Source organism: Gilliamella sp. W8145 (assembly GCF_016101145.1).
In the GTDB taxonomy this organism is placed as follows: domain Bacteria; phylum Pseudomonadota; class Gammaproteobacteria; order Enterobacterales; family Orbaceae; genus Gilliamella; species Gilliamella apis_A.
On record NZ_JACFRC010000001.1, the window covers coordinates 38,679 to 65,398 of the forward strand.

The 26,720-nt window shown below is 35.6% G+C and carries 21 protein-coding genes and 1 other RNA gene; 6 read left to right on the forward strand and 16 right to left on the reverse strand.

What is annotated here, in order from left to right; all coding sequences use genetic code 11:
- Nucleotides 1-386: 386 nt before the first annotated feature.
- Together glmS and glmU are read right to left on the reverse strand one after the other, a co-directional pair.
- Nucleotides 387-2,219, reverse strand: coding sequence for a glutamine--fructose-6-phosphate transaminase (isomerizing) (gene glmS / locus H3T80_RS00195; protein WP_198199130.1), 1,833 nt, complete (start codon nt 2,217-2,219; stop codon nt 387-389).
- A gap of 3 nt (nt 2,220-2,222) precedes the next feature.
- Nucleotides 2,223-3,605, reverse strand: coding sequence for a bifunctional UDP-N-acetylglucosamine diphosphorylase/glucosamine-1-phosphate N-acetyltransferase GlmU (glmU, locus tag H3T80_RS00200; protein WP_065578485.1), 1,383 nt, complete (start codon nt 3,603-3,605; stop codon nt 2,223-2,225).
- 147 nt (nt 3,606-3,752) lie between these two features.
- Between glmU and hemG the strand changes: the two genes are divergently transcribed.
- Both hemG and typA read left to right on the forward strand, forming a co-directional pair.
- Entirely contained in the window at nt 3,753-4,289 is a 537-nt protein-coding gene (gene hemG / locus H3T80_RS00205) for a menaquinone-dependent protoporphyrinogen IX dehydrogenase (RefSeq protein WP_370547447.1), read from the forward strand.
- A 154-nt stretch (nt 4,290-4,443) separates the two neighbouring features.
- On the forward strand, nt 4,444-6,267 hold the full coding sequence (gene typA, locus H3T80_RS00210; protein WP_065578484.1) for a ribosome-dependent GTPase TypA: 1,824 nt from the start codon (nt 4,444-4,446) through the stop codon (nt 6,265-6,267).
- A 60-nt stretch (nt 6,268-6,327) separates the two neighbouring features.
- Here the strand turns inward: typA and H3T80_RS00215 are convergent, their stop codons facing one another.
- Together H3T80_RS00215 and H3T80_RS00220 are read right to left on the reverse strand one after the other, a co-directional pair.
- Nucleotides 6,328-6,726, reverse strand: coding sequence for an RnfABCDGE type electron transport complex subunit B (locus H3T80_RS00215; RefSeq protein WP_086363703.1), 399 nt, complete (start codon nt 6,724-6,726; stop codon nt 6,328-6,330).
- Nucleotides 6,727-6,740: 14 nt separating this feature from the next.
- Entirely contained in the window at nt 6,741-8,441 is a 1,701-nt protein-coding gene (locus H3T80_RS00220) for a formate--tetrahydrofolate ligase (RefSeq protein ID WP_198199132.1), read from the reverse strand.
- Nucleotides 8,442-8,591: 150 nt separating this feature from the next.
- On the opposite strand from H3T80_RS00220, the gene sohB reads away from it, so the two are divergent.
- Nucleotides 8,592-9,680, forward strand: a complete 1,089-nt coding sequence (sohB, locus tag H3T80_RS00225; protein WP_198199133.1) for a protease SohB — start codon at nt 8,592-8,594, stop codon at nt 9,678-9,680.
- An 854-nt stretch (nt 9,681-10,534) separates the two neighbouring features.
- Here sohB and H3T80_RS00230 read toward each other — a convergent pair.
- The gene (locus tag H3T80_RS00230) at nt 10,535-11,230 is read right to left on the reverse strand and encodes a hypothetical protein (RefSeq protein ID WP_198199134.1); all 696 of its coding nucleotides are present in this window, start codon (nt 11,228-11,230) and stop codon (nt 10,535-10,537) included.
- Between the two features lie 203 nt (nt 11,231-11,433).
- Between H3T80_RS00230 and rnr the strand changes: the two genes are divergently transcribed.
- Genes rnr through H3T80_RS00245 form a run of 3 tightly spaced genes read left to right on the forward strand, consistent with a single transcriptional unit; the run spans nt 11,434 to nt 15,262 of the window.
- Nucleotides 11,434-13,872, forward strand: a complete 2,439-nt coding sequence (rnr, locus tag H3T80_RS00235) for a ribonuclease R (protein WP_198199135.1) — start codon at nt 11,434-11,436, stop codon at nt 13,870-13,872.
- Nucleotides 13,873-13,879: 7 nt separating this feature from the next.
- The gene (gene rlmB / locus H3T80_RS00240) at nt 13,880-14,632 is read left to right on the forward strand and encodes a 23S rRNA (guanosine(2251)-2'-O)-methyltransferase RlmB (RefSeq protein WP_198199136.1); all 753 of its coding nucleotides are present in this window, start codon (nt 13,880-13,882) and stop codon (nt 14,630-14,632) included.
- A 27-nt stretch (nt 14,633-14,659) separates the two neighbouring features.
- Nucleotides 14,660-15,262 (forward strand): hypothetical protein, encoded by a 603-nt coding sequence (locus H3T80_RS00245; RefSeq protein ID WP_198199137.1) that lies wholly within the window; start codon nt 14,660-14,662, stop codon nt 15,260-15,262.
- A 48-nt stretch (nt 15,263-15,310) separates the two neighbouring features.
- On the opposite strand, the gene H3T80_RS00250 is transcribed toward H3T80_RS00245, so the two are convergent.
- From H3T80_RS00250 to H3T80_RS00300, 11 genes are all read right to left on the reverse strand, one after another.
- Nucleotides 15,311-15,856, reverse strand: a complete 546-nt coding sequence (locus tag H3T80_RS00250) for a 5-formyltetrahydrofolate cyclo-ligase (RefSeq protein WP_110448349.1) — start codon at nt 15,854-15,856, stop codon at nt 15,311-15,313.
- 29 nt (nt 15,857-15,885) lie between these two features.
- Nucleotides 15,886-16,068, reverse strand: a non-coding RNA gene (ssrS, locus tag H3T80_RS00255) — 6S RNA.
- Nucleotides 16,069-16,133: 65 nt separating this feature from the next.
- A complete protein-coding gene (zapA, locus tag H3T80_RS00260; protein WP_034903801.1) occupies nt 16,134-16,418 on the reverse strand; it encodes a cell division protein ZapA in 285 nt (94 codons plus the stop codon).
- A gap of 7 nt (nt 16,419-16,425) precedes the next feature.
- Nucleotides 16,426-18,291 (reverse strand): 1-deoxy-D-xylulose-5-phosphate synthase, encoded by a 1,866-nt coding sequence (dxs, locus tag H3T80_RS00265; RefSeq protein ID WP_370547999.1) that lies wholly within the window; start codon nt 18,289-18,291, stop codon nt 16,426-16,428.
- A gap of 12 nt (nt 18,292-18,303) precedes the next feature.
- The gene (gene ispA, locus H3T80_RS00270; protein WP_370548243.1) at nt 18,304-19,176 is read right to left on the reverse strand and encodes a (2E,6E)-farnesyl diphosphate synthase; all 873 of its coding nucleotides are present in this window, start codon (nt 19,174-19,176) and stop codon (nt 18,304-18,306) included.
- Nucleotides 19,166-19,411 (reverse strand): exodeoxyribonuclease VII small subunit, encoded by a 246-nt coding sequence (gene xseB, locus H3T80_RS00275; protein WP_065614071.1) that lies wholly within the window; start codon nt 19,409-19,411, stop codon nt 19,166-19,168. The genes ispA and xseB overlap by 11 nt, the downstream gene beginning before the upstream one ends.
- 118 nt (nt 19,412-19,529) lie before the next feature.
- On the reverse strand, nt 19,530-20,903 hold the full coding sequence (rmuC, locus tag H3T80_RS00280) for a DNA recombination protein RmuC (protein ID WP_198199139.1): 1,374 nt from the start codon (nt 20,901-20,903) through the stop codon (nt 19,530-19,532).
- Between the two features lie 2 nt (nt 20,904-20,905).
- Complete coding sequence (gene epmA, locus H3T80_RS00285) at nt 20,906-21,880, reverse strand: elongation factor P--(R)-beta-lysine ligase (protein WP_110448344.1); 975 nt, start codon at nt 21,878-21,880, stop codon at nt 20,906-20,908.
- 64 nt (nt 21,881-21,944) lie between these two features.
- Nucleotides 21,945-24,305: a glucans biosynthesis glucosyltransferase MdoH gene (gene mdoH, locus H3T80_RS00290; RefSeq protein WP_198199140.1), complete on the reverse strand. Its 2,361-nt coding sequence runs from the start codon at nt 24,303-24,305 to the stop codon at nt 21,945-21,947.
- Between the two features lie 21 nt (nt 24,306-24,326).
- Nucleotides 24,327-25,886: a glucan biosynthesis protein G gene (locus tag H3T80_RS00295; protein WP_232350061.1), complete on the reverse strand. Its 1,560-nt coding sequence runs from the start codon at nt 25,884-25,886 to the stop codon at nt 24,327-24,329.
- A gap of 20 nt (nt 25,887-25,906) precedes the next feature.
- The gene (locus H3T80_RS00300) at nt 25,907-26,572 is read right to left on the reverse strand and encodes a hypothetical protein (RefSeq protein WP_110448342.1); all 666 of its coding nucleotides are present in this window, start codon (nt 26,570-26,572) and stop codon (nt 25,907-25,909) included.
- Nucleotides 26,573-26,720 lie beyond the last annotated feature (148 nt).

Below are 26,720 nucleotides of genomic sequence, written 5' to 3' on the forward strand. Positions count from 1 at the left end.
TTTGCTCAATAACCCTATGAGTTTATAAATTTTATTAAATAATAGTTAGTAAAAGTTAATAGTTACTCTATTTTTATCAATCCAATTTAATAAAACTTAATTAATGTTAATTTATTCCTTATTGAGAATAAATTAACTATTTTATTGATATTTAAAATATTATCTATTATTGCTAACAACATTATAAAAAAGAGTTTAGTCATTTTAGATGAAAGGTGGCAATAAAGTTAAGATAACTATTTAAACAACTAGCAATTCATTAGTAAGAGAAGCTATGCAAATATTTTTATAAACTATAAATGCCTGTTGTGAGGTTTTAATAAGTAAATGTGAGAACTTTGGCTAAACATACTATTAAAGCAAGTCCTCACATTTAATCTAATAAATTACTCCACTGTTACTGATTTTGCTAGGTTACGAGGTTGGTCGACATCGGTACCTTTAATTAGGGCGACATGGTAAGCAAGTAATTGCGTCGGTACTGTGTAGTAGATTGGCGCAGTAAGTTCTTCAATATGGGGTAAGTTAATAATATGCATAGTATCGTCGCTAACAAAACCAGCATCTTGCTCAGCAAATACATAAAGTTGACCGCCACGGGCACGCACTTCTTCAATATTGGCTTTGAGTTTTTCAAGTAAGTCATTCGTCGGCGCCATAACAATAACTGGCATATCTGCATCAATCAATGCTAAAGGCCCATGTTTTAATTCACCAGCTGCATAAGCTTCGGCATGAATATAGGAGATCTCTTTTAGCTTTAATGATGCCTCTATAGCGATTGGATATTCATCGCCACGACCTAAAAATAGTGCATGATGTTTATCGACAAAATGACCAGCAAGTTTTTTGATTACAGGTTCGGCCATTAATACTTGTTCTATACGGTTTGGTAAAGTTTGTAATGCATGGACGATTGCTTGTTCAGTGATTTCTGCCATATCATTAAGTCGGCCTAACTTAGCCACTAACAGTAATAATACCGTTAATTGTGTGGTAAATGCTTTGGTTGAGGCGACACCAATTTCAACGCCAGCTTTGGTTAGTAAAACCAAATCAGCTTCTCGAACTAAAGTCGATGCTGCCACATTACATACCGCAAGAGTACTTAGGTAATTGTTCTGTTTAGCTAAGCGTAAAGCAGCAAGGGTATCGGCAGTTTCCCCGGATTGTGATAGGGTGATAAATAAACTGTTTTTGCGACGAGCTGGTTTTCGATAACGAAATTCCGAGGCAATTTCCACATCACAAGGAATGCCGGCTAAGGATTCAAACCAATAACGAGCAACCATACCCGCATTATAAGCTGTGCCACAGGCAACGATTTGTATATGTTCAACTTGCTTGAGAATATTTTCTGCATTTGGGCCTAGTTCTGATAAATCTACTTTGCCATGAGCCATGCGACCTTCTAAGGTATTTTTAATCGCATTCGGCTGTTCATAAATCTCTTTTTGCATGTAATGGTTAAAACCTGCTTTGCTACCAGCATCATATTTGGCATCTGATTCAATGCAAGGGCGAGTTATTTGATTGAAATTTTTGTCATAAATCGTTACTGAACGCTGAGTGACAAGCGCTATATCACCTTCTTCTAAGAAGATAAACTGCCGAGTTACCGGTAATAAAGCCAGTTGATCTGAGGCAACAAAGTTTTCGCCAATGCCATAACCAATAACAAGTGGGCTACCAGAACGTGCGGCAACTAGGATATCAGGATTTCGAGTGTCCATAATTACTGTACCATAAGCACCTCGTAAGAGTGGAATGGCTTTTTGCACAGCTTCTAATAAGGAACATTCTTCAGTGCTGATGATGTCATGAATTAAGTGGGCAATGACTTCAGTATCTGTTTCTGAACGGAATTGGTAACCTTTCGCAATAAGTTTTTCACGAAGTGGTTCGAAATTTTCGATAATGCCATTATGCACAACGGCAATAAAGTCGGATATATGTGGGTGTGCATTATGTTCAACTGGTTCACCATGTGTTGCCCAACGAGTGTGGGCTATACCGGTTGAACCGGCAACTGGTTGTTCGTTTACCGCATCTTTAAGCGCTTGTACTTTTCCTACCCGCCTTATTCGCTGCAATTCACCTGTTGGTGAAATAATAGCAAGTCCGGCAGAATCATAACCCCGATATTCTAATCTCTTAAGTCCTTCTAATAAAATATCTGCCACATCACGTTTAGCGATTGCACCTACAATACCACACATCGTCTATCCCTCTTTCGATTTCGTTGGTCTTTTCCAACCCGCAAGTTGTTTCTGTTTTACACGACTAACCACTAATTCATTGTCGTTAACATCGTTAGTAACTGTTGTACCAGCCGCAATAGTTGCTCCTTTACCTATTTTGACTGGGGCAATAAGTTGGCTGTCAGAGCCGACAAAGACATCATCTTCGATAACTGTTTTAAATTTATTAGCACCATCATAATTACAGGTAATTGTGCCAGCGCCAATGTTGACATTACTACCAATTTCACTGTCACCTAAATAACTTAAATGTCCGGCTTTGGTTGCATGGCCAAGATGAGCTTTTTTCAATTCAACAAAATTACCAACGTGGGCATGATCATCTAGTTTGCTGCCAGGTCTTATTCTGGCAAATGGTCCGATAGTACAGTGCTGAGCAATAATCGAATCTTCAATCACCGAGTATGGACTAATTTCGCTGTTATCGGCGATGGTACAGTTTTTCAAAATACAACCTGCACCGATAATGACATTATTTCCTAATGTCACATCGCCATGAATAATCACATTTGTATCAATGATAACATCTTTACCATGAGTTAATTTTCCACGTAGATCAAAACGGGCTGGATCAAGTAAAGTTACTCCAGCAAGTAACAATTGCTCGGCTTGATACTGTTGATAATGGCGTTCTAAAGTTGCTAACTGTAATCGATTGTTGACGCCTTCAACTTCAAATTGCTTTATTGGATGTGAAGTTAAAATTTCATAACCATCTTGATGTGCAAAGGCAATAATATCTGTTAAGTAATACTCTTTTTGCGCATTGTTATTGGTTAAACGCGCTAACCACTGCTTAAGTAATTTGCCTGTAACTAGCATAATACCAGTATTAATTTCGGTGATTTTTTGTTGTTCGGCATTGGCATCTTTTTGTTCAACGATAGCCACAACTTTACCATCTTTGCGTTCGATTCGACCATAGCCAGTTGGGTCATCTAAAATCACTGTTAATAAGGCAATACCTTGTTTGGGTTTACTAGCAATAAGATTTTGCAAAGTTTCAACTGAGATAAGTGGCGTATCGCCATATAAAATCAAGATATCTTCATCATCTTGAATGTAAGGGATAGCTTGTTGTACCGCATGTCCTGTCCCTAATTGTTCTGCTTGATAAACAAGTTGCACCGGCTGATTTTGTAACGATTTTTCAAGTTCGTTTTTGCCATGCCCATAAACAATATTGATGCGATTAGTATTAAGTTGTTGAACTGTATCAATAACATGTTGTAACATCGGCTTACCGCCGATTTTATGTAAAACTTTAGGTAGGTTGGAATACATCCGTGTGCCTTTTCCTGCCGCCAAAATAATAGCACTACGTTTTGGAGGTGAAATTGCCATAATCAGTTCCGGTCTGGTTAAATAAGGCTAATACTATAATCAAAGTTTTCCATGAAATCACCCCGAAATTGTTAATTTTTATCCTAAAAAAAGAATTATTGATATTTACCAAGAGTTTTAATAAAAGGAAGCATTGTTATGAATAGCATTATCAAGGTTTTATTGCTTTATACCACTCACGAAAAGCAAACCCTTAAAATTATGCAGCGAATAAAAACACAGCTTGCTGGTAAATGCGATTGTGATTTGATTGAGTTATTACCAAATAGCCATATAGATCTTGCTAATTACCAAGCGGTATTGATTGGGGGGTCTATTCGATATGGTTTTTATAGTAAAACAATGAAAAAATTTATTGATGCTAACTATCTGCAATTAAACACACTCAAATCTGGCTTTTTTGGCGTGAATATGGTGGCAAGAAAACCGAATAAAAATACGCCTGAAACGAATATATATACTAAAAAACTCTTAGCTAAAATTGCATGGCAACCAACGATTAAAGCGGTATTTGCTGGCGCACTTTATTATCCAAAATATAATTGGTTTGATCGTAATATGATCCGTTTTATTATGTGGTTAGGTAAAGGTGATACCGATGTGACTAAAGAAGTGATTGAGTACACAAATTGGGACAAAGTAGATGAGTTTGCTCATCAATTTGCGACATTTATCAATGAGTAATCTTAGTTATCTCTATAAAATAAGTCAGTATTCTCGTTAAATATCAAGTCTTAAAGTTCTTTTTAAGAAACTTTGTGATATAGATCAACATTTTTACTAAAAAGGTGTACAATATTGCGCCTAAAGAATTTATCTCCTAATTGGGATTTTAATTGTGATTGAAAATTTAAGAAATATAGCCATTATTGCTCACGTTGACCATGGTAAAACAACCTTGGTTGATAAATTATTAAAACAGTCTGGTACGCTTGATAATTTACGTGGCGACGACAATGAAAGAATAATGGACTCTAATGCGCTAGAAAAAGAGCGTGGTATTACTATTTTAGCTAAAAATACGGCTATCGATTGGAATGGTTATCGTATTAATATTGTTGATACTCCAGGACATGCCGATTTTGGTGGTGAAGTTGAACGTGTAATGTCAATGGTTGATTCGGTATTATTGCTGGTTGATGCAATGGACGGACCAATGCCACAAACACGTTTTGTTACCCAAAAAGCGTTTGCTTATGGTTTAAAACCGATTGTTGTTATCAATAAGGTTGACCGTCCAGGCGCTCGTCCTGATTGGGTTGTGGATCAAGTATTCGATTTATTTGTAAATCTAGGTGCAACTGATGAACAGCTTGATTTCCCAATTGTTTATGCATCAGCATTAATGGGATTTGCAGGACTTGATCATGAAGATATGGCTGAAGATATGACGCCATTATTTGAAGCAATTGTTGAACATGTTGAGCCACCAGCAGTTGACTTAGATGGTCCTTTCCAAATGCAAATTTCACAACTTGATTATAATAACTATGTTGGTGTTATTGGTATTGGTCGTATTAAACGTGGTCGTGTTAAACCAAATCAACAAGTCACTATTGTTGATAGTGAAGGTAATAAACGCACTGGTAAAGTAGGCCAAGTATTAGGTCATTTAGGTTTACAACGTTATGAAGCTGAAGTTGCTGAAGCAGGTGATATTATTGCGATAACTGGTTTAGGCGAACTCGGTATCTCTGATACGATTTGTGATAATAGTTGCGTTGAAGCATTACCTGCATTAAGTGTTGATGAACCAACTGTTACTATGTTCTTTAATGTTAATAGCTCACCATTTGCTGGCAAAGAAGGTAAATATGTGACTTCACGTCAAATTCTTGAGCGTTTAAACAAAGAACTGGTGCACAATGTGGCTTTACGCGTTGAAGAAACTCCTGACCCAGATGCATTTAAAGTTTCAGGTCGTGGTGAGTTGCACTTATCGGTTCTTATCGAAAATATGCGTCGTGAAGGTTATGAGCTTGGGGTATCACGTCCTAAAGTTATCTATAGAGAAATCGATGGTAAAAAGCAAGAACCTTTCGAACAAGTTACTTTAGATATTGAAGAACAGCACCAAGGTTCAGTGATGGAAGCTTTAGGTTTACGTAAAGGTGATTTAACCAATATGTTACCTGATGGTAAAGGTCGTGTACGTTTAGATTATGTGATCCCAAGCCGTGGTCTTATCGGCTTTAGAACTGAATTTATGACTATGACATCTGGTACTGGTTTACTTTACTCAACATTTAGCCATTATGATGATGTACGTCCAGGTGAAATCGGCCAACGTAATAATGGTGTAATGATTTCGAATGGTACAGGTAAAGCGTTAGCTTATGCACTTTATAGCTTACAAGATCGCGGTAAATTATTCCTTGGTCATGGTGCAGAAGTGTATGAAGGACAAATTATTGGTATTCATACTCGTTCAAATGATTTAACAGTTAACTGTTTAACTGGTAAAAAATTAACTAACATGCGAGCATCGGGTACTGATGAAGCGACTACGCTTTCACCACCGGTTAAAATGACGTTAGAACAAGCATTAGAATTTATTGATGATGATGAATTAGTAGAAGTTACACCATTATCTGTACGTTTGCGTAAACGTCATTTAACTGAAAATGATCGTAAACGAGCATTCAGAAGCAATAAAGAGTAATGTCAGTAAAAAAAACTAGCAAGTTTAATTTGTTAGTTTAAATTAGAAATGAAAACCTCGCTAATTAGCGAGGTTTTTTTTGGCTTTCACTCTGGCGATAGCATCGGCAATTGATTGTTTGCGATCTTTTTGTGTAGTCGCATTACTATTGCTTATTGGCATCGACCTAGGGAATAAAATGGTTGGTGGTACCAATTGATTGTGACTTAATCGTTGCTGTTTTTTTTGCGTCAACAGTAACTCTTCCTGTTCATTTAAAGCAACACCTAGTGTACTTAAGGTAATACAGTCGGTTGGACAAGTATTAATACAATTACTACAAGATGTACAATATTGTGGCAATATGGTATGTAATACTTGTTTGCTCCCCACAATAGCATCAGTTGGGCAAACGCGTATACATTTACCACAACCAATACAATTTTCTTCATCAATTAACGCTTTATATTGTGTTTGCATAATAATTTTTTAAATTAACTTAAACCAACAATATTACCATCTTTGTCAATATCGATATTTCGATAAGCCGGATTAGTACCAAGTCCAGGCATTGTCATCACATTACCTGCATAAACACGAATAAAACCAGCACCGGCAGAAATTGCTAAATGGCTGATATCGACATCAAAATTAGTCGGCACATTCTTTAAATTTGCATCAGCACTGATTGACATTGGTGTTTTCGCGATACAAAGTGGTAAGTGATCTAATTTTAATGCTTCAATTTCTTTAACGTTTTTAAGTGCTGTGTCTGATAAATTAGCTTTATTCGCACCGTATTTTTTTACCATTGTTTGGATCTTATCTATTAATGGCATATTGTCAGGATAAGGTAAATTAATTTCGCTCGGTATGTCACATGCTTTAATCACATGTTCGGCAAGTTTTTCTGCACCTTTACCGCCTTGAGTAAATACTTCACTGACTTCACAAGCAAATGCACCGTGTTCAATAGCATATTTTTGTAAAAATGTTAATTCTTCTTCACTATCATGTGGGAATCGATTGATTGCTACAATCACTTGTAAACCATAACTTTTAGCGTTATTGATATGCCACGCTAAATTAGCTGCGCCAATTTCAAGTAATTCTACATTAGACTCTGAAATCTCTTTCGGTATGGCTTGTCCTGGTTTGATATTATATTTACCACTATTGGATTTTAAGCTACGCACAGTTGCAACAAGTACTACACAAGATGCTTTGATACCAGCTTGACGGTATTTAATATTAAAGAATTTTTCCATTCCCATGTCTGAGCCGAATCCTGCTTCGGTTACAACATAGTCAGCTAATTGCATAGCAATGCGGTCTGCAATTACAGATGAATTACCATGAGCAATATTGGCAAATGGACCAGCATGGATTAATACAGGCGTATTTTCCACTGTTTGCATAAGGTTTGGATTAATGGCATTTTTAAGAAGAACGGTCATTGCCCCAGCAACTTCAAGTTGTTCAGCAGTAATTGGTTCACCACTAGTGTTATAGGCTAAAATAATTCGTCCAATTCGTGCGCGCATATCATGTAGATCAGATGCTAATGCTAAAATTGCCATAAGCTCTGATGCAGCGGTAATTTCAAAGCCATCTCGGCGTTCAACACCGTTAACACCACCACCGACACCAACAGTAATATTTCGTAGCGCACGGTCATTGTGATCGATGACTCGTTTCCAGACAATACGGTTTATATCGATATTTAGACGAGGCAAACCTGTTTGTGCTGTAAATTCCTCACCCAGACGTTCTTCATGGTAAAGTCGAGAATCTAATGCTGCTGAAGCCAGATCATGGGCTGCAGTTATAGCGTGGATATCGCCAGTAAGATGAAGATTTAATGTTTCCATTGGTAATACTTCAGCCTGTCCCCCACCTGCTGCACCACCTTTAACGCCAAACACTGGCCCTAAACTAGGTTGACGAATACAAGCGATAGCAGATTTTCCCAAATAATTTAAACCTTCACTTAATCCAATAGTATTGACGGTTTTTCCTTCACCGAGTGGCGTTGGGGTTATTGCTGTCACTAATACTAATTTACCTTGAGCTTTATTTTGATTTGCTTTAATAATAGATAAATCAATTTTAGCGACATATTTACCATGAGGCAGCACATATTCATCAGGGATATTACATTGTTTTGCGATTTCAGTTATTGGACGTAAAGGCATATTCGTTCTCGTATAATATTAAACAGGTTGTCAGTATAAAGAATTTAAAATGCCGAATAAAGCAACAATTTTATCTTTATTGATTTTCGGCACAATCTTTAATTATATTGTTATAATGGGCAAATTTTTAAACTATAGGATAATTGTCAAATGAATTGGTTTTCACAGTATTCGCTTTTCCTGGCTGAAACAGTAACCGTTGTTGTTGCTATTCTAGCAATATTAATATTTATTTTATGTCAGCGTCGAAAATCATCCACAGTTGCTGGGCGAATGTCAGTCAAAGATATAAGTAAAGAGTATGAACAAGCTAAAGATGAAATGTTAATGTCTAGTATGGACGAGGCCGAAGCCAAACAATTCACTAAAGATCTGAAAAAACAAAAAAAACTTGAAAAGAAACAGGCTAAACAAGCAGCTAAACTAAATAAGAAACAAACCGATAATGCGTCGTCGGTCGATACTGTAAAATCATCTGAGACAACATCAGTTTTACAGACAAAACCTAAACTGTTTGTTCTATCATTTAATGGTAGTATGGACGCACATGAAGTTGAAGAGTTACGCCAAGAAATTACTGCCGTATTAGCTATCATCAAACCAGAAGATGAAGTTGTGGTAAAACTTGAAAGCCCTGGTGGAGTAGTGCATGGTTATGGGCTGGCCGCTTCGCAATTATTACGCTTTAGAACACGAAATATTCCTTTTACTGCGGTGGTAGATAAAGTTGCAGCCAGTGGCGGCTATATGATGGCATGTACAGCCAACAAAATAGTTGCAGCACCATTTGCTATTGTTGGTTCAATTGGGGTAGTTGCGCAAATTCCTAACTTTAATCGATTACTTAAAAAACATGATGTCGATATTGAATTGCAAACAGCAGGTGAATACAAGCGAACTTTAACCATGTTTGGTGAAAACACCGATGAAGGTCGCCAAAAATTTAAACAAGAATTAGAAGAGACTCATCTATTATTTAAAGACTTTGTAAAAGAGTATCGTCCTAATATTGATATTGAACAGATTGCTACAGGAGAACATTGGTTTGCAACACAGGCTAAAGAAAAGGGCTTAGTCGACGAAATTAGTACCAGTGATGATTTTATCTTATCGCATCTAGACACGCATAAAATCATAGCAGTTAACTATCAACGTAAACAAAAGCTATCGGAAAAACTCTCGAAAAATGTTGTAAAAGGTATGGAAAGATTATTCTTTAGACAAGGAAACGGACTATAACAGTCCTTTTTTTGATTAAGATAAAATCAAACTGTTCGCATGCGAACAGCATAAATAACCCTACGATAATATTGTAAAAAATTAAAAAAGCATTTTAGAACGTTAATATGTGTTACATTCAACCTAACTCAATTGTTAACAAGCAATTTTAATACTTAAAATTTGCTTGTTAGCATTATTAGATAATTGCTTTTAAATGATATTTTGTCGGTATTTTACAAAAGTTAATAATTTATACATGAAAATATTTTACGTCGATTTTTTGAACTATTAGAATTTTATCTGCTGAAGAAAATCAGTTAGAAAGCAATCAAATATAATAAAAATTAAAATAACACATTGTGTTAATTAAAAAATATCGAAATACATTATAATTTTCATCACCCAATTTATCCAACCAATAACTAAAGCCGTTTAATTTAGGTCATCAAGATTCACTATTTCATTTTGGTTTATTTTTTAGTAAATTTTAAGCACTTTGCTAAAATCATTTCACTGCTATTGGTTATGCCGGTAGATCTTTTTAGTGGTATTACTTATTTTACTGTTATTGACCTCTTACCCTAGTTAAGCGTTGATCATCAAAACATCAAAGATCATTCATGATAAAGGGTCATATTGCTTTATTTACGTTTGTGAACGAAAAAGCTAACTAAGGTTGCTATCATTGTTGGCGTTGAGTGAGAGAGTCATTGAGATAGGTTTATCTACCTTAGGAGGATTAGGTTTGAAATGATAGATTAAACTATGTATTTGCCTAAAATCTCATTTTATCCTTTTTTGTTAGTATCAACTTTTACTAAAGTTAAGTATTGTTATAACAACAGCGTTAAAAAAATTATGAATATTAATAATCAATTATCTCTCTTCACTCCTCTTTTGTTTAAGTTTTGATAAAAATAGTCTGTTTTCAGCTCTGTTGAGTTTGAGTCAAAATAATAATCAGTCATTTTATTATCGGGACCCAATATATATATAAAATGCCTATCATTTAACTCATCTTTTTGATAGCCAACAGCAATAAAATGATCTTCATCTAGCCAAAAAATGGCTTCTAAAAATTGGGTTGTACCAAACCAAAGCACGATCTTTTTGGTTTTATTTTTACGATCGATTAAATAGATTTCTTGGCAATCATCATTGCCGTAAAAAATATATTTATCAGATTGGGTATCATGATCAACATTTAAAAAACTAATATATTTTTGTTTACTTGGTGAATAGTCATACATTTGTGGTATGTAAACATCATCAGTAGCAGATTCAAACCTTTGGTTATGAATACCGTGATAATTTTTATCAAATAGCCAAGAACTTTCATTTCCAGTATAAAAATTAGTTATATCTAAATGATAATAATCGAGCCAATTTTCAATTAAGGGTTTAATCTTGTCGATTGTGGCATTAGATATTTTGCTTTTATTTCTGAACGGATTTGATGCTTGATTTTGTTGCTGCAGATTAATAGAGTTTAGATTATTAGCCGCTATCGCTGTTGATAAACAGCTATTTAACCCAATAAAGGAGATAAAAACAATAATATACTTCATATGATTAACCGATCGATTAGGTGAACATACAATTAATAATTTTTAATCAGAATGTTAATTATTTAATTTTCGAAAATTATAAATTTATAATTATAGTGTAATTAAAATAATGTGTATATTGCTAATAATCGTTAGGATGTAGATTTTAAGTTAAACAACTCTATGTTATTCTAAACTCAATATTCCATCGCAGGACGTTCTATATGAAAAAAGATCCATTTTATGATCGTGAGGCGCAAAAATATGATTCGCCGATCGCCAGCCGTGAGCTGATTTTGGACTATTTAACTCAAGAAGCAAAACCAGCTAATTTAGATAAAATAGCTCAAGCAGTATCAATTAAGAATGATGAACAAAAAGAAGCATTACATCGAAGATTGCGGGCGATGGAACGTGATGGCCAAGTGGTGTTTACACGTCGTAAGTGTTATGCCTTACCGGAAAAATTCGATATGGTGAAGGGGAGTGTTATTGCCCACCGTGATGGCTTTGGTTTTTTAAGGGTAGAAGGAAAACCGGAAGATTACTTTTTATCACCTGAACAAATGAAAAAAGTATTACAGGGCGATGTTATATTAGCACAACCAATTGGAAGCCAATATCGAGGTAAAACAGAAGCACGAGTAGTGCGTATTTTAGAACCAAGAACTAATCAAATTGTTGGACGATATTTTATTGAACAAGGTGTTGGTTTTGTGGTCCCCGATGACAGTCGATTAAACTTTGATATTTTAATCGCGGGTAAACCAAATCGCACCGTAAGAATGGGGTCAGTTGTGGTTGTTGAATTACAACAACGTCCTGAGCGTCGTCAAAAAGCAGTAGGTATTATTAAAGAAGTTCTCGGTGAGATTATGGGAACCAACTTAGCAATAGATATTGCGCTACGTAATCATGAAATCCCTTACGAATTTCCTAAAGCAGTTGAAAAAGAGGTCAACAAATTTAGTGATCAAGTGCCAGAAAACGCTAAAAAAGGACGTAAAGATCTACGAGATTTACCGTTAGTTACTATTGATGGTGAAGATGCCCGTGATTTTGATGATGCGGTTTATTGTCAAAAAAATCGTGGTGGCGGCTATCGGTTATGGGTAGCAATTGCTGATGTGAGTTATTATGTTCGCAACGGTAAAGCTTTAGATAAAGAGGCTTGCTTACGAGGTACGTCGGTCTATTTTCCATCACGAGTGGTACCAATGTTACCAGAAGTGTTATCTAATGGCCTTTGTTCTCTCAATCCACAAGTTGATCGTTTATGTTTAGTTTGTGAAATGACGGTGTCTAATAAAGGACGTTTAACTGGTTATCAATTTTATGAAGCTGTAATGAACTCGCATGCTCGCTTAACTTATACTAAGGTTGCCAAAATTTTAGAAGGTGATAAAGAGTTACGTGAGCACTATCGAGAGTTAGTGCCTCATCTTGAAAATCTTTATGGCTTATATAAGGTATTAGATAATGCTCGGGTTACTCGTGGCGCAATCGGTTTTGAGTCAGAAGAACCAAAATTTATTTTTAATGCAGATAAACGTATTGAGAGTATTGAATTAGTACAGCGTAATGAAGCACATAAAATTATTGAAGAGTGTATGATTTTAGCCAATGTTGCTGCGGCAAAATTGGTCATTAATGCTGAGATTCCGTCTTTATTCCGCGTGCATGATAGACCGGATGAAGATCGCATGAATAATTTACGCAGTATTTTAAGTGAACTCGGTTTATCACTTGGCGGTGGAGCAAATCCAACACCTAAAGATATTGCCAAATTAATGGTTGATGTTGAAGCAAGACCCGATCATGAGATGTTACAGACTGTAATTTTACGCTCAATGAAGCAAGCAATTTATGATCCCGAAAATCGTGGTCATTTTGGCCTAGCGCTTGAAGAATATGCTCATTTCACGTCGCCAATTCGTCGTTATCCTGATTTATTATTACATCGAGCCATTAAATGGGTACTGGCGAATGAACAACATAAAACCAGTAAAACTGGTGGGCATCGTTATACCATTAGCGAAATGCTTTATTTTGGTGAACACTGCTCAATGACTGAACGTCGTGCGGATGAAGCCGTGCGTGATGTCGTTGATTGGCTAAAATGTGACTATATGCAAGATCATGTTGGTGAGGTATTCAATGGTACTATCTCTAGTGTGGTTAATTTCGGCTTTTTTGTCCGGTTAGATGATCTGTTTATTGATGGTTTAGTGCATGTTTCGTCACTGGAAAATGATTATTATATTTATGATGCATCACGTAATCGTCTAATTGGTGAGAATACTCGCTTTAGTTATCGTTTAGGTGATAAAGTTCAAGTAAAAGTCGATAATGTTAATCCAGAAGAGCGTAAAATTGATTTTTCTTTGGTCGGCAGTAATAATAAGCCACAACGTCAAGGTAAGACGGCAAGAGATAAAGCTAATAAAGCTGATATAAGTTTTGCTACTGATTTACCAGTAAAACGCAAAGCTAAAAGTCCACCTGATAGCAAAAAGAAAAAAGCGAACGCTAAAGTAGCAAATAAAGCAGAAGCTAAAGTGAAAAGTAAAAAACGAACAAAAGCTAAAGCAAAATCTAAAGCGGCATCTAAGACTAAATCTAAATCAGCATCGACATCAAGTAATAAGAGAAAAAAAGAGTAATTAATAGATGAGTGAAACAGTATACGGTATCCACGCCATTGAAGCATTGTTAACGCGTGCTCCAGAAAGAATTATTGAAGTTTTTATCGCTAAAGGTCGAGAAGATAAACGCTTGACAGCCCTTGTTCAAGAATTAGAACAGTTAAGTTTAACAGTGAAAGTAACCAATAGACAATATCTAGATGAAAAATCAAAAAATGGTGTTCATCAAGGTATATTAGCGATGGTAAAACCAAGCCGTGGTTACCAAGAAAATGATATCCCATTATTGATGGAACAACATCCCATTCCGGTTATTTTAATTTTAGATGGTGTGACCGACCCACATAATTTAGGTGCCTGCATTCGTACCGCTGATGCCGCTGGTGTCAATTTTATTATTGTGCCAAAGGATCGCTCTGCACCACTTAACTCAACCACACAAAAAGTTGCTTGTGGCGCCGCTGAAAGCGTGCCTGTAGTTAGAGTTACCAATTTAGCTCGAACTATGCGGATGTTACAAGATGAATATCAAGTCTGGATTGTAGGTACTGCCGGTGAAGCAACCAGCACACTTTATCAGACTGATTTTTATAAAAGTTCAAAAAACTTATCTCTGGCCTTAGTAATGGGGGCTGAAGGCGAAGGTATGCGTCGATTAACTAAAGAGCATTGTGATGAGCTAGTCAGTATACCTATGGCAGGAATTGTCTCTTCACTTAATGTTTCGGTAGCGACAGGTATTTGCTTATTTGAAATTGTTAGACAAAAAAATAGATAGTTTGAGTGATATATCATGTTAGGATTTTTGAAAAAACTTTTACCCAGCAAAAAAACACAATCTTTATCAGAACGAGACTTAAATGGTCGTAATAATGTTGGTTATCCTACCATGCAACTATCGCGTGAAATTGATAGTTTAGTTAAGTCGAAATATAGTGCAGCTAAACATATCATCAATTTGTATAAAGATACTCTGTTTTTTAAATGGGGGCCTAGTGTTTTCAATAACAAATTGTCTGACGAACAGCTTGCTAGTTTATCTGGGCGAAATGTTCAAATGGTCTATTTATTACTGTTTCGTGATATGTTGAGGCACATTGCAAGCTTTGCTAAATTTAAGCACTTTGCGGATGATTGGCCAGAACAATTTGCCCAAGAACTATTAGATAACTGTAAAATGCTTAGCGACAGTGATGATGTAGATATTGCTAAAAAGCAAGATTTATTTGCTAGTACTGAGCTTTATACTGTAGATAATCCGATTGATCCAAAACATCCAGAGACTACTGAAATACCTGATTGGACTGTACCGTTAGCCGAATTAGTGATGTTAAAATCTGACATGATTTATCATTGCCATCGTCCGCTAATGGCAGCCATTCTGAAAAAGTCGAATAAGCTAAAGTAACCAGTTATTGATTACTTATAGTTTGTTTGATTTTATGATAATGCCTGTTTAAGCATAAATTATTTCTGGCAATTTGATATCCCAAGGTTGATTATCAATATTGGCCAATTTTTGGCAGGAAAATGCGAGCCCAATAGGTAATATCTGTTGTTGTTGATAATTTGCTAGCATTCGGTCGTAATAGCCACCGCCCATTCCCATACGATAACCTCGTTCATCAAAAGCAACTAATGGTGTAAAGACGATATCAAGTTGTACAAACGGAATGACATTATTGACATTAAGTTCTGGTTCAAAGATGCCAAAATGATTTTTTATGAGTGGCGTATTTGTGGTGTACTTTAAAAAGAGTAGGTGATTTTTACAAAATGGATGGGTAATTGGTAAGTAGACTGATTTGTTTTGTTGCCATAGATATTCAATAATCGGTTTAGTATCGACTTCCCCATCAAATGACAAAAAAATAGCGATATTTTCAGCTTGATTCAAAGCTGGATGATTTTTAATTTTTTGATAAATAATTTGCTGCGCATTACAGCGTTGTTGTGGAGATAAATCACGTCTTTTTTGACGTATCGCTTGCCGAATATTCATTAGTTATCGATTGAAAAAGAAAAGTAAAGAAGCACTCCAAGATGTCGTTAGGGTCGTAACCCTTGAACCCAAGGTTCAAGGTGAGTTGCATGTTTTAATTTTTAGGTTTCCTAAATAAATTAGGCATACACACCAATCAAAAACCACACCACTCTAAATTAAAGAATATCGGCTCAGGGGACTAACCCTTATCCCGAGCATCTCAGAGATAATTAATATAATACAAAATTTAGAGAATCATACAATAGTCTTTGTTGATTATTTACGTTTAAGCTAACTAATTGTTGGTATTTAAAGCGGAATCAAGTAACTGCTGTAGCATTTTTAATCTATTAGCAAACTCATCGCTTTTTTCTTTCTCTTTTGTTAGTTCATAAGATATATTTAGTGCAGCAGTCATAATAAGTTGATCGCTGCCAACTTGTGGTGATTTTTCTCGTAAATTTGTTAAGCGTGCATCTAAATCTTTAGCCGCATTTGTAAGTGCGTCAACTTCTTCAACAGGGCAATTAAATTTTAAAGTTCGCCCAAAAATCTGAACCGTGACAGCTTGAGTTTCCATATTTAACCTATAGTTTTATAAATGTATTAATTTTGTCGATTATATGTTTGGCGTTTAATCCAACTTCATCACGCATTTCTTGTTGTGATCCTTGTGGAATAAACACATCAGGCAATCCGATGTTTAAAATATCACATTTTGTTTTTTTCGATAACAAAAATTCATTGACGGCGCTTCCAGCCCCACCTTTGATACTGTTCTCTTCGATGGTGACAAGTATATTATGGCTTTGACCAATGTGCAAAAGGACTTTTTCATCTAGTGGTTTTACAAAACGCATATCTATCACTGTAGCATTTATTTGATCGGCTGCTTGTAAAGCTTCAGGTAATAATGTGCCAAAATTAAGTAAAGCAATATTTTCACCTTCACGACAGTATTTTGATTGTCCCAATGGTATTGGATTGAGTGGTTGTAAGCTAGCACCACATCCTTCACCACGAGGATAACGTACCGCTGATGGGCCATTATGTAAATAACCTGTATAAAGCATTTGTCGACATTCATTTTCATCACTCGGAGTCATAATAACAAGATTAGGAATACAGCGTAGAAAACTTAAATCGAAAGCCCCTTGATGGGTTTCACCATCAGCGCCAACAATACCAGCTCTATCTATAGCAAACAGGACAGGTAAATTTTGGATAGCAATATCATGGATCACTTGATCATACGCACGTTGCAAAAAAGTGGAATAGATGGCTACTACCGGTTTAAATTGACTAATAGCAAAGCCTGCGGCTAACGTTACCGCATGTTGCTCAGCAATGGCCACATCGAAAAATTGATTGGGATAGCGTTTTGCAAATTCAGTCATACCAGAGCCTTCGCCCATGGCAGGGGTAATTGCCATTAAACGTTTATCATGTTCGGCTATCTCACACAGCCAATCTCCGAATATTTTGGAATAGGTTGGTGCAACTTTCTTTGAAATCGGTAAAGTCCCTTCGTTGGGATTAAATTTGGGAACACCATGCCATAAAGTCGGGTTTTGTTCGGCAGGGCCATAGCCTTTACCTTTTTGAGTAATAATGTGCAGTAGTTGTGGTCCTTTTAGCTGCCTCACATTTTGCAAGGTAGCTACAAGTGTTTCGACATCATGACCATCTACTGGGCCAATGTAATTGAAGCCTAATTCTTCAAATAAAATGGCTGGAGTCACTAATCCTTTTAAATGTTCTTCGGTTTTTTTGAATAATTCTTTTAATGGCGGAATATTCGAAAGGACTTTTTTACCACTTTCACGAAAAGAGGTATAAGCTTTACTTGATAAAAGTTGCGCTAAATGCTGATTAAGTGCGCCGGTGTTTTCAGAAATCGACATATCGTTGTCATTAACAATGACTAGCATATCAGGTTTTATATGACCTGCGTGATTCATTGCTTCAAATGCCATACCAGCGGTTAATGCTCCATCACCAATAATTGCTGCTACTTTTTGTCCTGATTGCTTTTGTTGTTCAGCAATAGCAATACCTAGCGCGGCACTAATAGATGTTGATGAATGGCCAGTTGTTAACACATCGTATTCACTTTCATAACGATGAGGAAAAGGGTGCAATCCACCTTTTTGGCGAATGGTTAGCATCTGATCACGTCGACCAGTAAGGATTTTATGCGGATAAGCTTGATGCCCTACATCCCATATAATTTTATCAAATGGAGTGTTATAGACATAATGTAAAGCAACGGTTAATTCGACTACACCTAAACCTGAAGCTAAATGGCCACTAGATTGACTAACACTATCTAATAAAAATTGTCGTAATTCCTGACAAATCGCTGGCAATTGCGATAGCGGATAACGTTTAAGATCCGTGGGAAAATTGATTTGCTTTAATAAAGGAAATTTATCTAAATTCATTTTTATCATCTAGTTATTAGGTTAACTATTTCGATTAATAATAAAACCAGCAAGATCTTGTAATGGTTGACTATTATAAGGTATTTGTCGCAGACTATCGATAGCTTGCCGATATAACGCGTTAGTCATTTCGATTGCATTTTGTAAGCCAATTAATGCTGGATAAGTACTTTTTTCAAGTGCAATATCTGAACCTTGTGGTTTACCCATTAGTTCTTGTTCACCAATAATATCTAAGATGTCGTCTTGAATTTGAAATGCTAACCCAATAGCTTGAGCATAGTCATCTAAGATTTGATAATAGGGTTTGGCTACCTCACCACTAGCATAAGCACCAAGCCTAACTGCTGCTTGAATTAAAGCACCGGTTTTATAATTATGGATATTTTGTAAATGTTCAAGGGTTACCTTTTGTTGTTCAGCCTGTAAATCAAGTGATTGACCTAAACACATACCCACAAGACCACTGGCGTTAGCGAGTTCGCTAATCATATTAATTTTACTTTGGTTATCAATATGTTGATTCTCGCATAATAAGCTAAAAGCTAGCGATTGTAAGGCATCGCCAGCAAGAATTGCTTCTGCTTGACCAAATTGAATATGACAAGTAGGTTTACCCCGCCTGAGGTTATCATTATCCATGGCAGGTAGATCATCATGAATTAAAGAATAAGTATGCATTGATTCAATAGCTGCTGCAATGGGATCAAGTTTTTCTAAAGGACAATTAAACATCTGCCCAGTTAGATAAACTAGAATGGGGCGGATTCGTTTGCCTCCGGCAAGCAGACTGTAGCTCATCGCCTGTTGCAAGTTTGAAGGGGCAAATTGCGAAATATACGTTGTTAAATAATTATCAATACGTTCTTGTAATGGTTTTGTGCTATTCATTATTATCAATTGAAAATTCAGATAATTGAGCATCACTATTTTCAGATAACAAAATTTGGATGCGTTGTTCAGCCTCATTAAGTTGTTTTTGACCTGAACGGGCTAATTTAATCCCTTTTTCAAACTCATTTAAAGCTTCATCTAATGGTAAATCACCATTTTCAAGTTGAGTGACAATTGCTTCAAGTTGTTTGATCGTTTCTTCAAAACTTGCTTCTTTATCTTGTTTTTTTGCCATATCGTCCCCCTCTGTGTTAAATGAGTATACACGTATTTTTTCTGATGGTGAATTAAGATATTTAAGTTAAATTTTTACATTAATTAAAACGTCATTGCACAATGAGTTGTGATTAGTTTTATTGAGTATCGTGGCAAGATGGATAATCTTCTTGTTCACGTTCAAGTTCATCAACTGATAGTTGGGCTATATCAGGATTGATCGGTTTTTTTACTTCAATTCCTAATTCCCTGAATCGTTCTATTTGACCAACAACATTACCTCGTCCTTTAGATAGTTTGTTCATTGAAGATTGATAGGTTTGTTGCGCTTTATCTAAGCAGTTACCTAGGTTTTCCATATCCTCAATAAAACCACGAACTTTATCATATAGTTTACTTGCTCTATCAGCAATAAGTTCGGCGTTACGATTTTGGTATTCAAATCGCCACAAATTATGAATAGTTCTTAACGCTACCAATAAGGTTGTTGGACTAACAATCATAATATTGTTTTTTAAAGCATCATTAATTAATGTAGGATCTTGATCAATTGCTGACAAAAATGCTGGTTCAACTGGAATAAACATTAAAACATAATCTAATGAATTGATACCAATTAGTTTGTGATAATCTTTTTGGCTAAGCTGTTTTAAATGATTACGTACCGAAGCAAGATGATCGGCAATAGCCTTAGTTCTAATATCATCGTCATCACTGTTAAAGTAACGTTCATAGGCAACTAAAGTAACTTTTGAATCAATGACAACATCACCACCTTGAGGTAAATGAACAATTACATCTGGTTGCAATCGTTGATTATTTTCATTGGTTAAATTAACCTGAGTGTGATACTCATGTCCCAAGCGGAGTCCTGAATTATCCAAAATTTGACTAAGAATAAACTCTCCCCAATTACCTTGAGTTTTGTTATTGCCTTTTAATGCATTAGTTAAATTAGTGGCTTCCTTAGTCATTAATTCATTAAGCTGTTGCAAATTGCGGATTTCATGGGTGAGAGTATGACGCTCTTTGGCTTCTTGTCCAAAGCTGTCTTGAACCTGTTTCTGAAAGCTTTCTAATTGTTGTTTTAGTGGTGAAAGTAGAAAATCTAAACTTTGTTTATTTTGTTGCTCAATCTTTTTGCCGCTTTGTTCAAAAATTCGATTAGCTAAATTTTCGAACTGAGTTGTTAAGCGTTGCTCACTTTGTTCCAGAATGGTTTGCCGTTGCTGTGCCGCATTCATGGTCTCTTCCAAACGAGTTTGTAACTCGCTAATTTTGATATTTTGGGCGATATTTTGTTGTTGGCATTGGTTTAATTCTTGTTCCAACTGTGTTATTTGAGTGGTTAAAACTTGATTTTCTTGTTTTATTTGATTTAGTTGTAAATCAAATAAAGCATGTAGATTATTGGCTCTAAATTGCGTTTTTAATAAAGCGATTAATAAAACAACGGCGATAATAGCAATTATTATCGCTGTCCATTCACTTAAGCCTAAACTTCCAAACATGATCAAGCCCTTGCAAAAGTGAATGAAATGACATCGTCTAAATTCATGGCATCAAGTGCTAACATAATTAAGCGGTCAAGTCCTACGGCAACACCGGCACAATCAGGTAAACCAGCTTCCATAGCCGCAATTAACTCAATATCAATATTTTGTGGCGGTAAATTTTGATTAGCCCTATCAATATTATTTTGTTCAAAACGCATCTTTTGTTCTTGCGGATTGGTTAATTCTTTAAATCCATTAGCCAGTTCTACCCCTTTATAATAAAACTCAAAACGGCTGGCGACTCGATGGTCTTCCGAACTGATCGCTGCTAATGCTGCTTGAGATGCAGGGAAATTATATACTGCAACCGGTTTCTCTTGACCAATATGAGGTTCGACGCCGAAACTAAATAGGCATTGTAATAAAGTGTCGCGATCATAATCATCAGTATTGAGCTCGATATTAAGCTTTTTCATCGCATCAATTAGGCTTGCTTGATCAGCTTCCAATGGGTCAATATTTAGATGACGTTGAAATGCTTTTTGATAAGAGATACGTTCGGCTGGTTCGCAATCTAAAATGTTTTGTAGAAGATCATCGACCTCGTTAATCATTTGCATCATATCAAATTGGATACGATACCACTCAAGCATGGTAAATTCAGGATTATGATAGCGACTCACTTCTTCATGATTACGAAAGCATTTACATATTTGATAAATAGGGCCACTGCCAGCCGCTAATAAACGCTTCATATGATATTCAGGGCTGGTGATTAATGACATTTTCTGCCCTTGTTGTTCATTGGTTTCACCAGGTTTTAAAAATAAGGTATGAAATGAGCTCAGATGCACATCTGTTACTGCATATTGGCTTAAGGTTGGCGTCTCGACTTCTAATATACAGCGATCAGCGAAAAACTGTCTTACTTGAGATACAATTTTAGCGCGCTTAAGTAAATTATTAATTGATGCAGTTGGTTGCCAAGTCATAAAAAAATATCCATGGATTTTGATTAATTACTAAAAGAAGAAATAGGGCATTAAGCCCTATCTCTTATTGCTGGCGTTCATTTTGCCATAATGAGAACAAATTGTCGTATTTTTCTTGCTGATGCCAGATGTGGCAATGAAGTGCAGAAAGAATAATAGGGTCTTCTAAAATCGCTAATTGTTGTTCTTTACTGATTTTTTCTAAATCCACTTGCTGATAGTGCTCAATCAGTTGTTGGCGCAATTGCTGATTTTTTGTATTAGGTAAATGACGAGAAGTCGATAATGCACAGGCTAATGCATTATAAATAGGATCAACAAGTGCCATAATAAAGCCATGTTCCATAAAAGCAGCTTCGGTTTGCGCTAAATAGTCACCAGTGAGTTTTACTGCACGTGAAGGGTGAGTTTCTTCAGGCGTTAAAAATAACCCTGCTTTTTTAGCTTTCATACCAATACTGGATAAACCAGAAATGCGAATTACTAGCGGTGAAATAGTTAATGGAATTAAAATTGCGATATACCAATAGGTAAATTGTGGGTTTAACCAAATAATCACACATAACCACACAATTCCTAATAACGATAAAGGCCAACAAAAGTAGAATGATTCCCCCCAAGTTAAGGCATCATCACTTCGTGATGGTGACTTCCATTGAATTTTGCTACCAAGCCATGCTTTAACAACGAATTTGCTATGGAAGATCATACGGATTGGAGCAAGGATCATAGACCACACCATTTCAATAAGAATTGATAAGGTTAGTTTAAATATTCCACCAACATCTTTTGCTCCTGTTCTGGCTATAATAATACCATAGCTAAATAATTTAGGTGCAAACAGCAATACCATCGTGGTTGAAAGTAGTTGAATCGCTAATTGTTCATCCCATCTTGGCCAAGTTGGATAAAATTGGTTTGGTTGGAAAAAATATTGTGGTTCAGAAATATTGAACACTAATAATAATAGTGTTGAGAAAATTAAAAATACCAACCACAATAATGATGAAATGTAAGCCATACCACTGGTTAAAAACATAACTCTATGAGTTAAAGTAATGCCACTTTTGAATATTAATCGAAGATTGATCAGATTACCCATACACCAACGATTATCTCGTTTAAGATCTTCAATCATATTACCTGGCAACTCTTCATAACTACCGTTCATATCGTAAGCAATCCATACTCCATAACCAGCTCGGCGCATTAAAGTTGCTTCAACCAGATCATGCGATAAGATATGAATCGGACCTTTACGTTTTTGCAATGGTGATAAAATACAGTGTTCAATAAATGGTTTGAGGCGAATCATGGCATTGTGACCCCAATATTGGGCTTCACTTAGTTGCCAGAAGTGAGTACCTGAACAAAAAATATCGCTATAAATTTGATTGGCAAATTGTTGAATACGGCCGTATAAGGTTGTCATTCTGACCGATTTTGGTGGTGATTGTAATATACCCGCTGTTGGATTCATTTCCATCATGGCAACCATTTTTAAAATACAATCGCCAGTCATAATACTATCAGCATCAAGAATCATCATATACTCATATTGATGGCCCCAGCGACGACAAAAGTCATCGATATTACCACTTTTACGTTTTACACGGCGTTTACGATGACGATAGAAAATATTACAACCATTATCTGCTTTTTTAGCATTAAAATCAGCCCAAGCCTTTAATTCATTAACATACAAATCAGGATCGTTAGTATCACTAAGAATATAAAAATCACAACATTGAGCATGTCCTGTTTCAACCAGTGATTCATAGGTGGCTTCAAGTCCAGCGAATACTCGTGAAACATCTTCATTACAGATAGGCATAACTAAAGCGGTACGATGTTTTGCGTCAATATGAGCTGCGGGATCATTTGGAATAGCAATGGTATAACGGTCTTTTTTTATCACTGCCAAAATAAGACCCATGATACTAGTCCAAAAACCGATTGAGATCCAACAAAATAAAATAGCAAAGAGACCAATAATGAAGCCCTGTATGATATAAGGAATAATACTATAGATAGCCAGTTCAGGATTGATGTCCCAATTAGCCATAAAACTAATCTTTTGCCAGCTTTGATACGGCAAAAGTGACGATAAATAAATTGTTCCATAGTATGTTTGAACTGCTATAAGCACAAACATAATTAGACGACGAATAAGTGCGATAATATTCACACGAGGTTTTGATTTAGCTGTATACCGTTCATTCCAAATTTGTGGTTGTACTGACACACGTTCAACTTTGGGATAACTAGGTTGCTGTTGTCTTGCTTCATTAAAATGTTCAATGTTGCCGACTTGATTCAATCGATATTTTAAGAAATCGACATCATTGGCAAGAGAGTTATTGTTTTCCGATTTCTGACGCCAAATTTCGGCGTCAGGAAGATTTTCGAAGTAATCTTTTTTCATATTATTGGCTGATTATTATAATTATTGAGCAGGATATTGCCCGCTCCAAGTTTCGGACAAAACTTCACCCGTTTGAGAAGCGAGTTGAACCCGCAGATCGGTTGCTTTTTTGTTATCTTCAACGTTGAATCGAATAATAACACGCCAACCTTTAGTTACTGAATTGTATTGGGAATCACAACTTACAATTGAGCCGTTATTAATACTTGAAATAACTTTAACAGGATTTTTATCAGATAACTGAGGTCCAGTAAAATCAATAACATATGCATTAGAACCATCAAGTTTACGTATTAAATTGGCTTGCTTGATATCACCTAGCGATAAACGAGTACTTTCTGCTCTAGCGACGTTAGCCGGATAACGATTTTGTTCGTTTAGTGTGTAATGTAGTCGATATTTAAAAGTAAGTTGATCACCGCCTTTATATTGCTTTTCAGGAACCCAGAAAGAAACAATATTATCATTGGTTTCATCTGCTGTTGGAATTTCGACAAGTTCAACTCGTCCTTTTTGCCAATCATTTAAGATTTCAACCCAAACACTTGGTCGTAGTTCGTAGTGGTCATCTAAATCTTGATAATCATCAAACCCTTTATCTCGTTGGATTAGGCCAAAACCTTTTGGATTTTCTAAACTATATGATGAAAAAGATAAACGTTTAGGATTGTTTAAGGGGCGCCAGATCCACTCATTATTATTAGCCAAAATAGATAACCCGTTTGAGTCATGCATTGCTGGACGATAATTAAGTAGTGGTGATGGTTGATTTGGGCCATATAAGAACATACTAGTTAATGGCGCAATACCCAATTTTTTAACTGAATTACGGAAGAATACTTTAGCTTCAACCGTAACGGTGGTATCAATACTTGGTACTAGGGTGATTTTATAAGCACCAGTCACACTTTGAGAGTCAAGTAATGCATAAATGACTAAATGCTTTTGATTTGGTTCTGGACGTTCAATCCAATATTCTTTAAATCGAGGAAATTCCTCTCCAGACATTTCACCGGTGTCGATAGCAAGACCTCGAGCAGAAAGGCCATATCGTTGATCTTTTCCAACGGCACGGAAGTAACTACCACCAAGCGCAGTAAATATTTCATCATCGGTTTTTGTTGGCTTGTTAATTGGATAATGAACTTTAAAACCGGCAAAACCAAGATTTTTGGTATTTAAATTATCTAAATGAAGTTGACTCAAGTCGAAATAATCTGGATCGTATTTAATTTCATTAACTTGGTTATTGACAATTTCGTTAATTTTAACTGGCATGTCAAAATACATACCTTCATGATAAAACTCAAGTTTAAAGCGGCTTTTGCGATCATTCCAATAAGCTTTATCATGTTTAAAAGAAATTTTTTGATAATCAGCAAATTGCAGTGAAGATAGCTCACTAGGAATATTTTTAGATGGTTGGACATAAGACTTTTTTGATAATTTTTCTGCTTTTGTCACTACATCATTAAAAGTAAAAGCCCATGAAGAAAAACTCAAACAAGATATTGATGCTATGCATAACATCTTGCAAGTTATTGTTTTACTAAATCGACTAATAGGTAATAAATTGTACATAAAAAAGACTCACTTAAGTATTATCTAAAAATATTAATGTAATTGATAATATTGTCTTTAGGGCTACTTAAACAATTTTCAAGATAATCGGTTTTCATTTCATCAAGAATACTTGGATTTTCATCTATTAAAAAATGAGAGTAATTATCTTTGAGAATTTTAGTTTTTAATGCAGCCAAATCTTGTTCTGACATTCTAAATAATGGTTGATAGCGATTGGTTATATTTTCGGTATCTTTGCTGTAAACTGCGGCAACGAAATCAGCTGACCATTGACAGTAATTGTTTAGGTTATTGTCGGTTGGATTAATTTTTTTTAACTCAATTTTATGTTCGGCTTGATTTTCTTCAATCACTTTTTTGAGTTGTATATCATATTTTAACTTATAAAATTCGTTAAGATAAAAATTTAACACACAGGATGATTCGTTACTATCATCTTTACAGTCTAAAATACCTTGTTTTTTTATATAACTGTCAAATTGTTTATCGCCAACTAATTGAAGTAATTGATTTTTGGCATTAGATACAAACGGGTTATTTTGTTCCGTTTGTTCTTTTAATATTGTTAACGGATCGACTTCAATATTTTTGCCATTATTTTTTGTTTTAGACATATTGTTTTTTACACAGCCTGTGGCAAGAATAAAGACAATGGCACATGTAAGGATATTACTTATTTTCATATATCAAATTCCATGAACATATTCTTGAGTTGAAATTTCAGGTTGAGAAACTTAACACTTTGTAGTGAAGTCGTAACGCGAAATTATATACTCTTATTCTTTTAAAAACACTAGATGATTACATTAATTTAGTAAAAAACGCACTAAA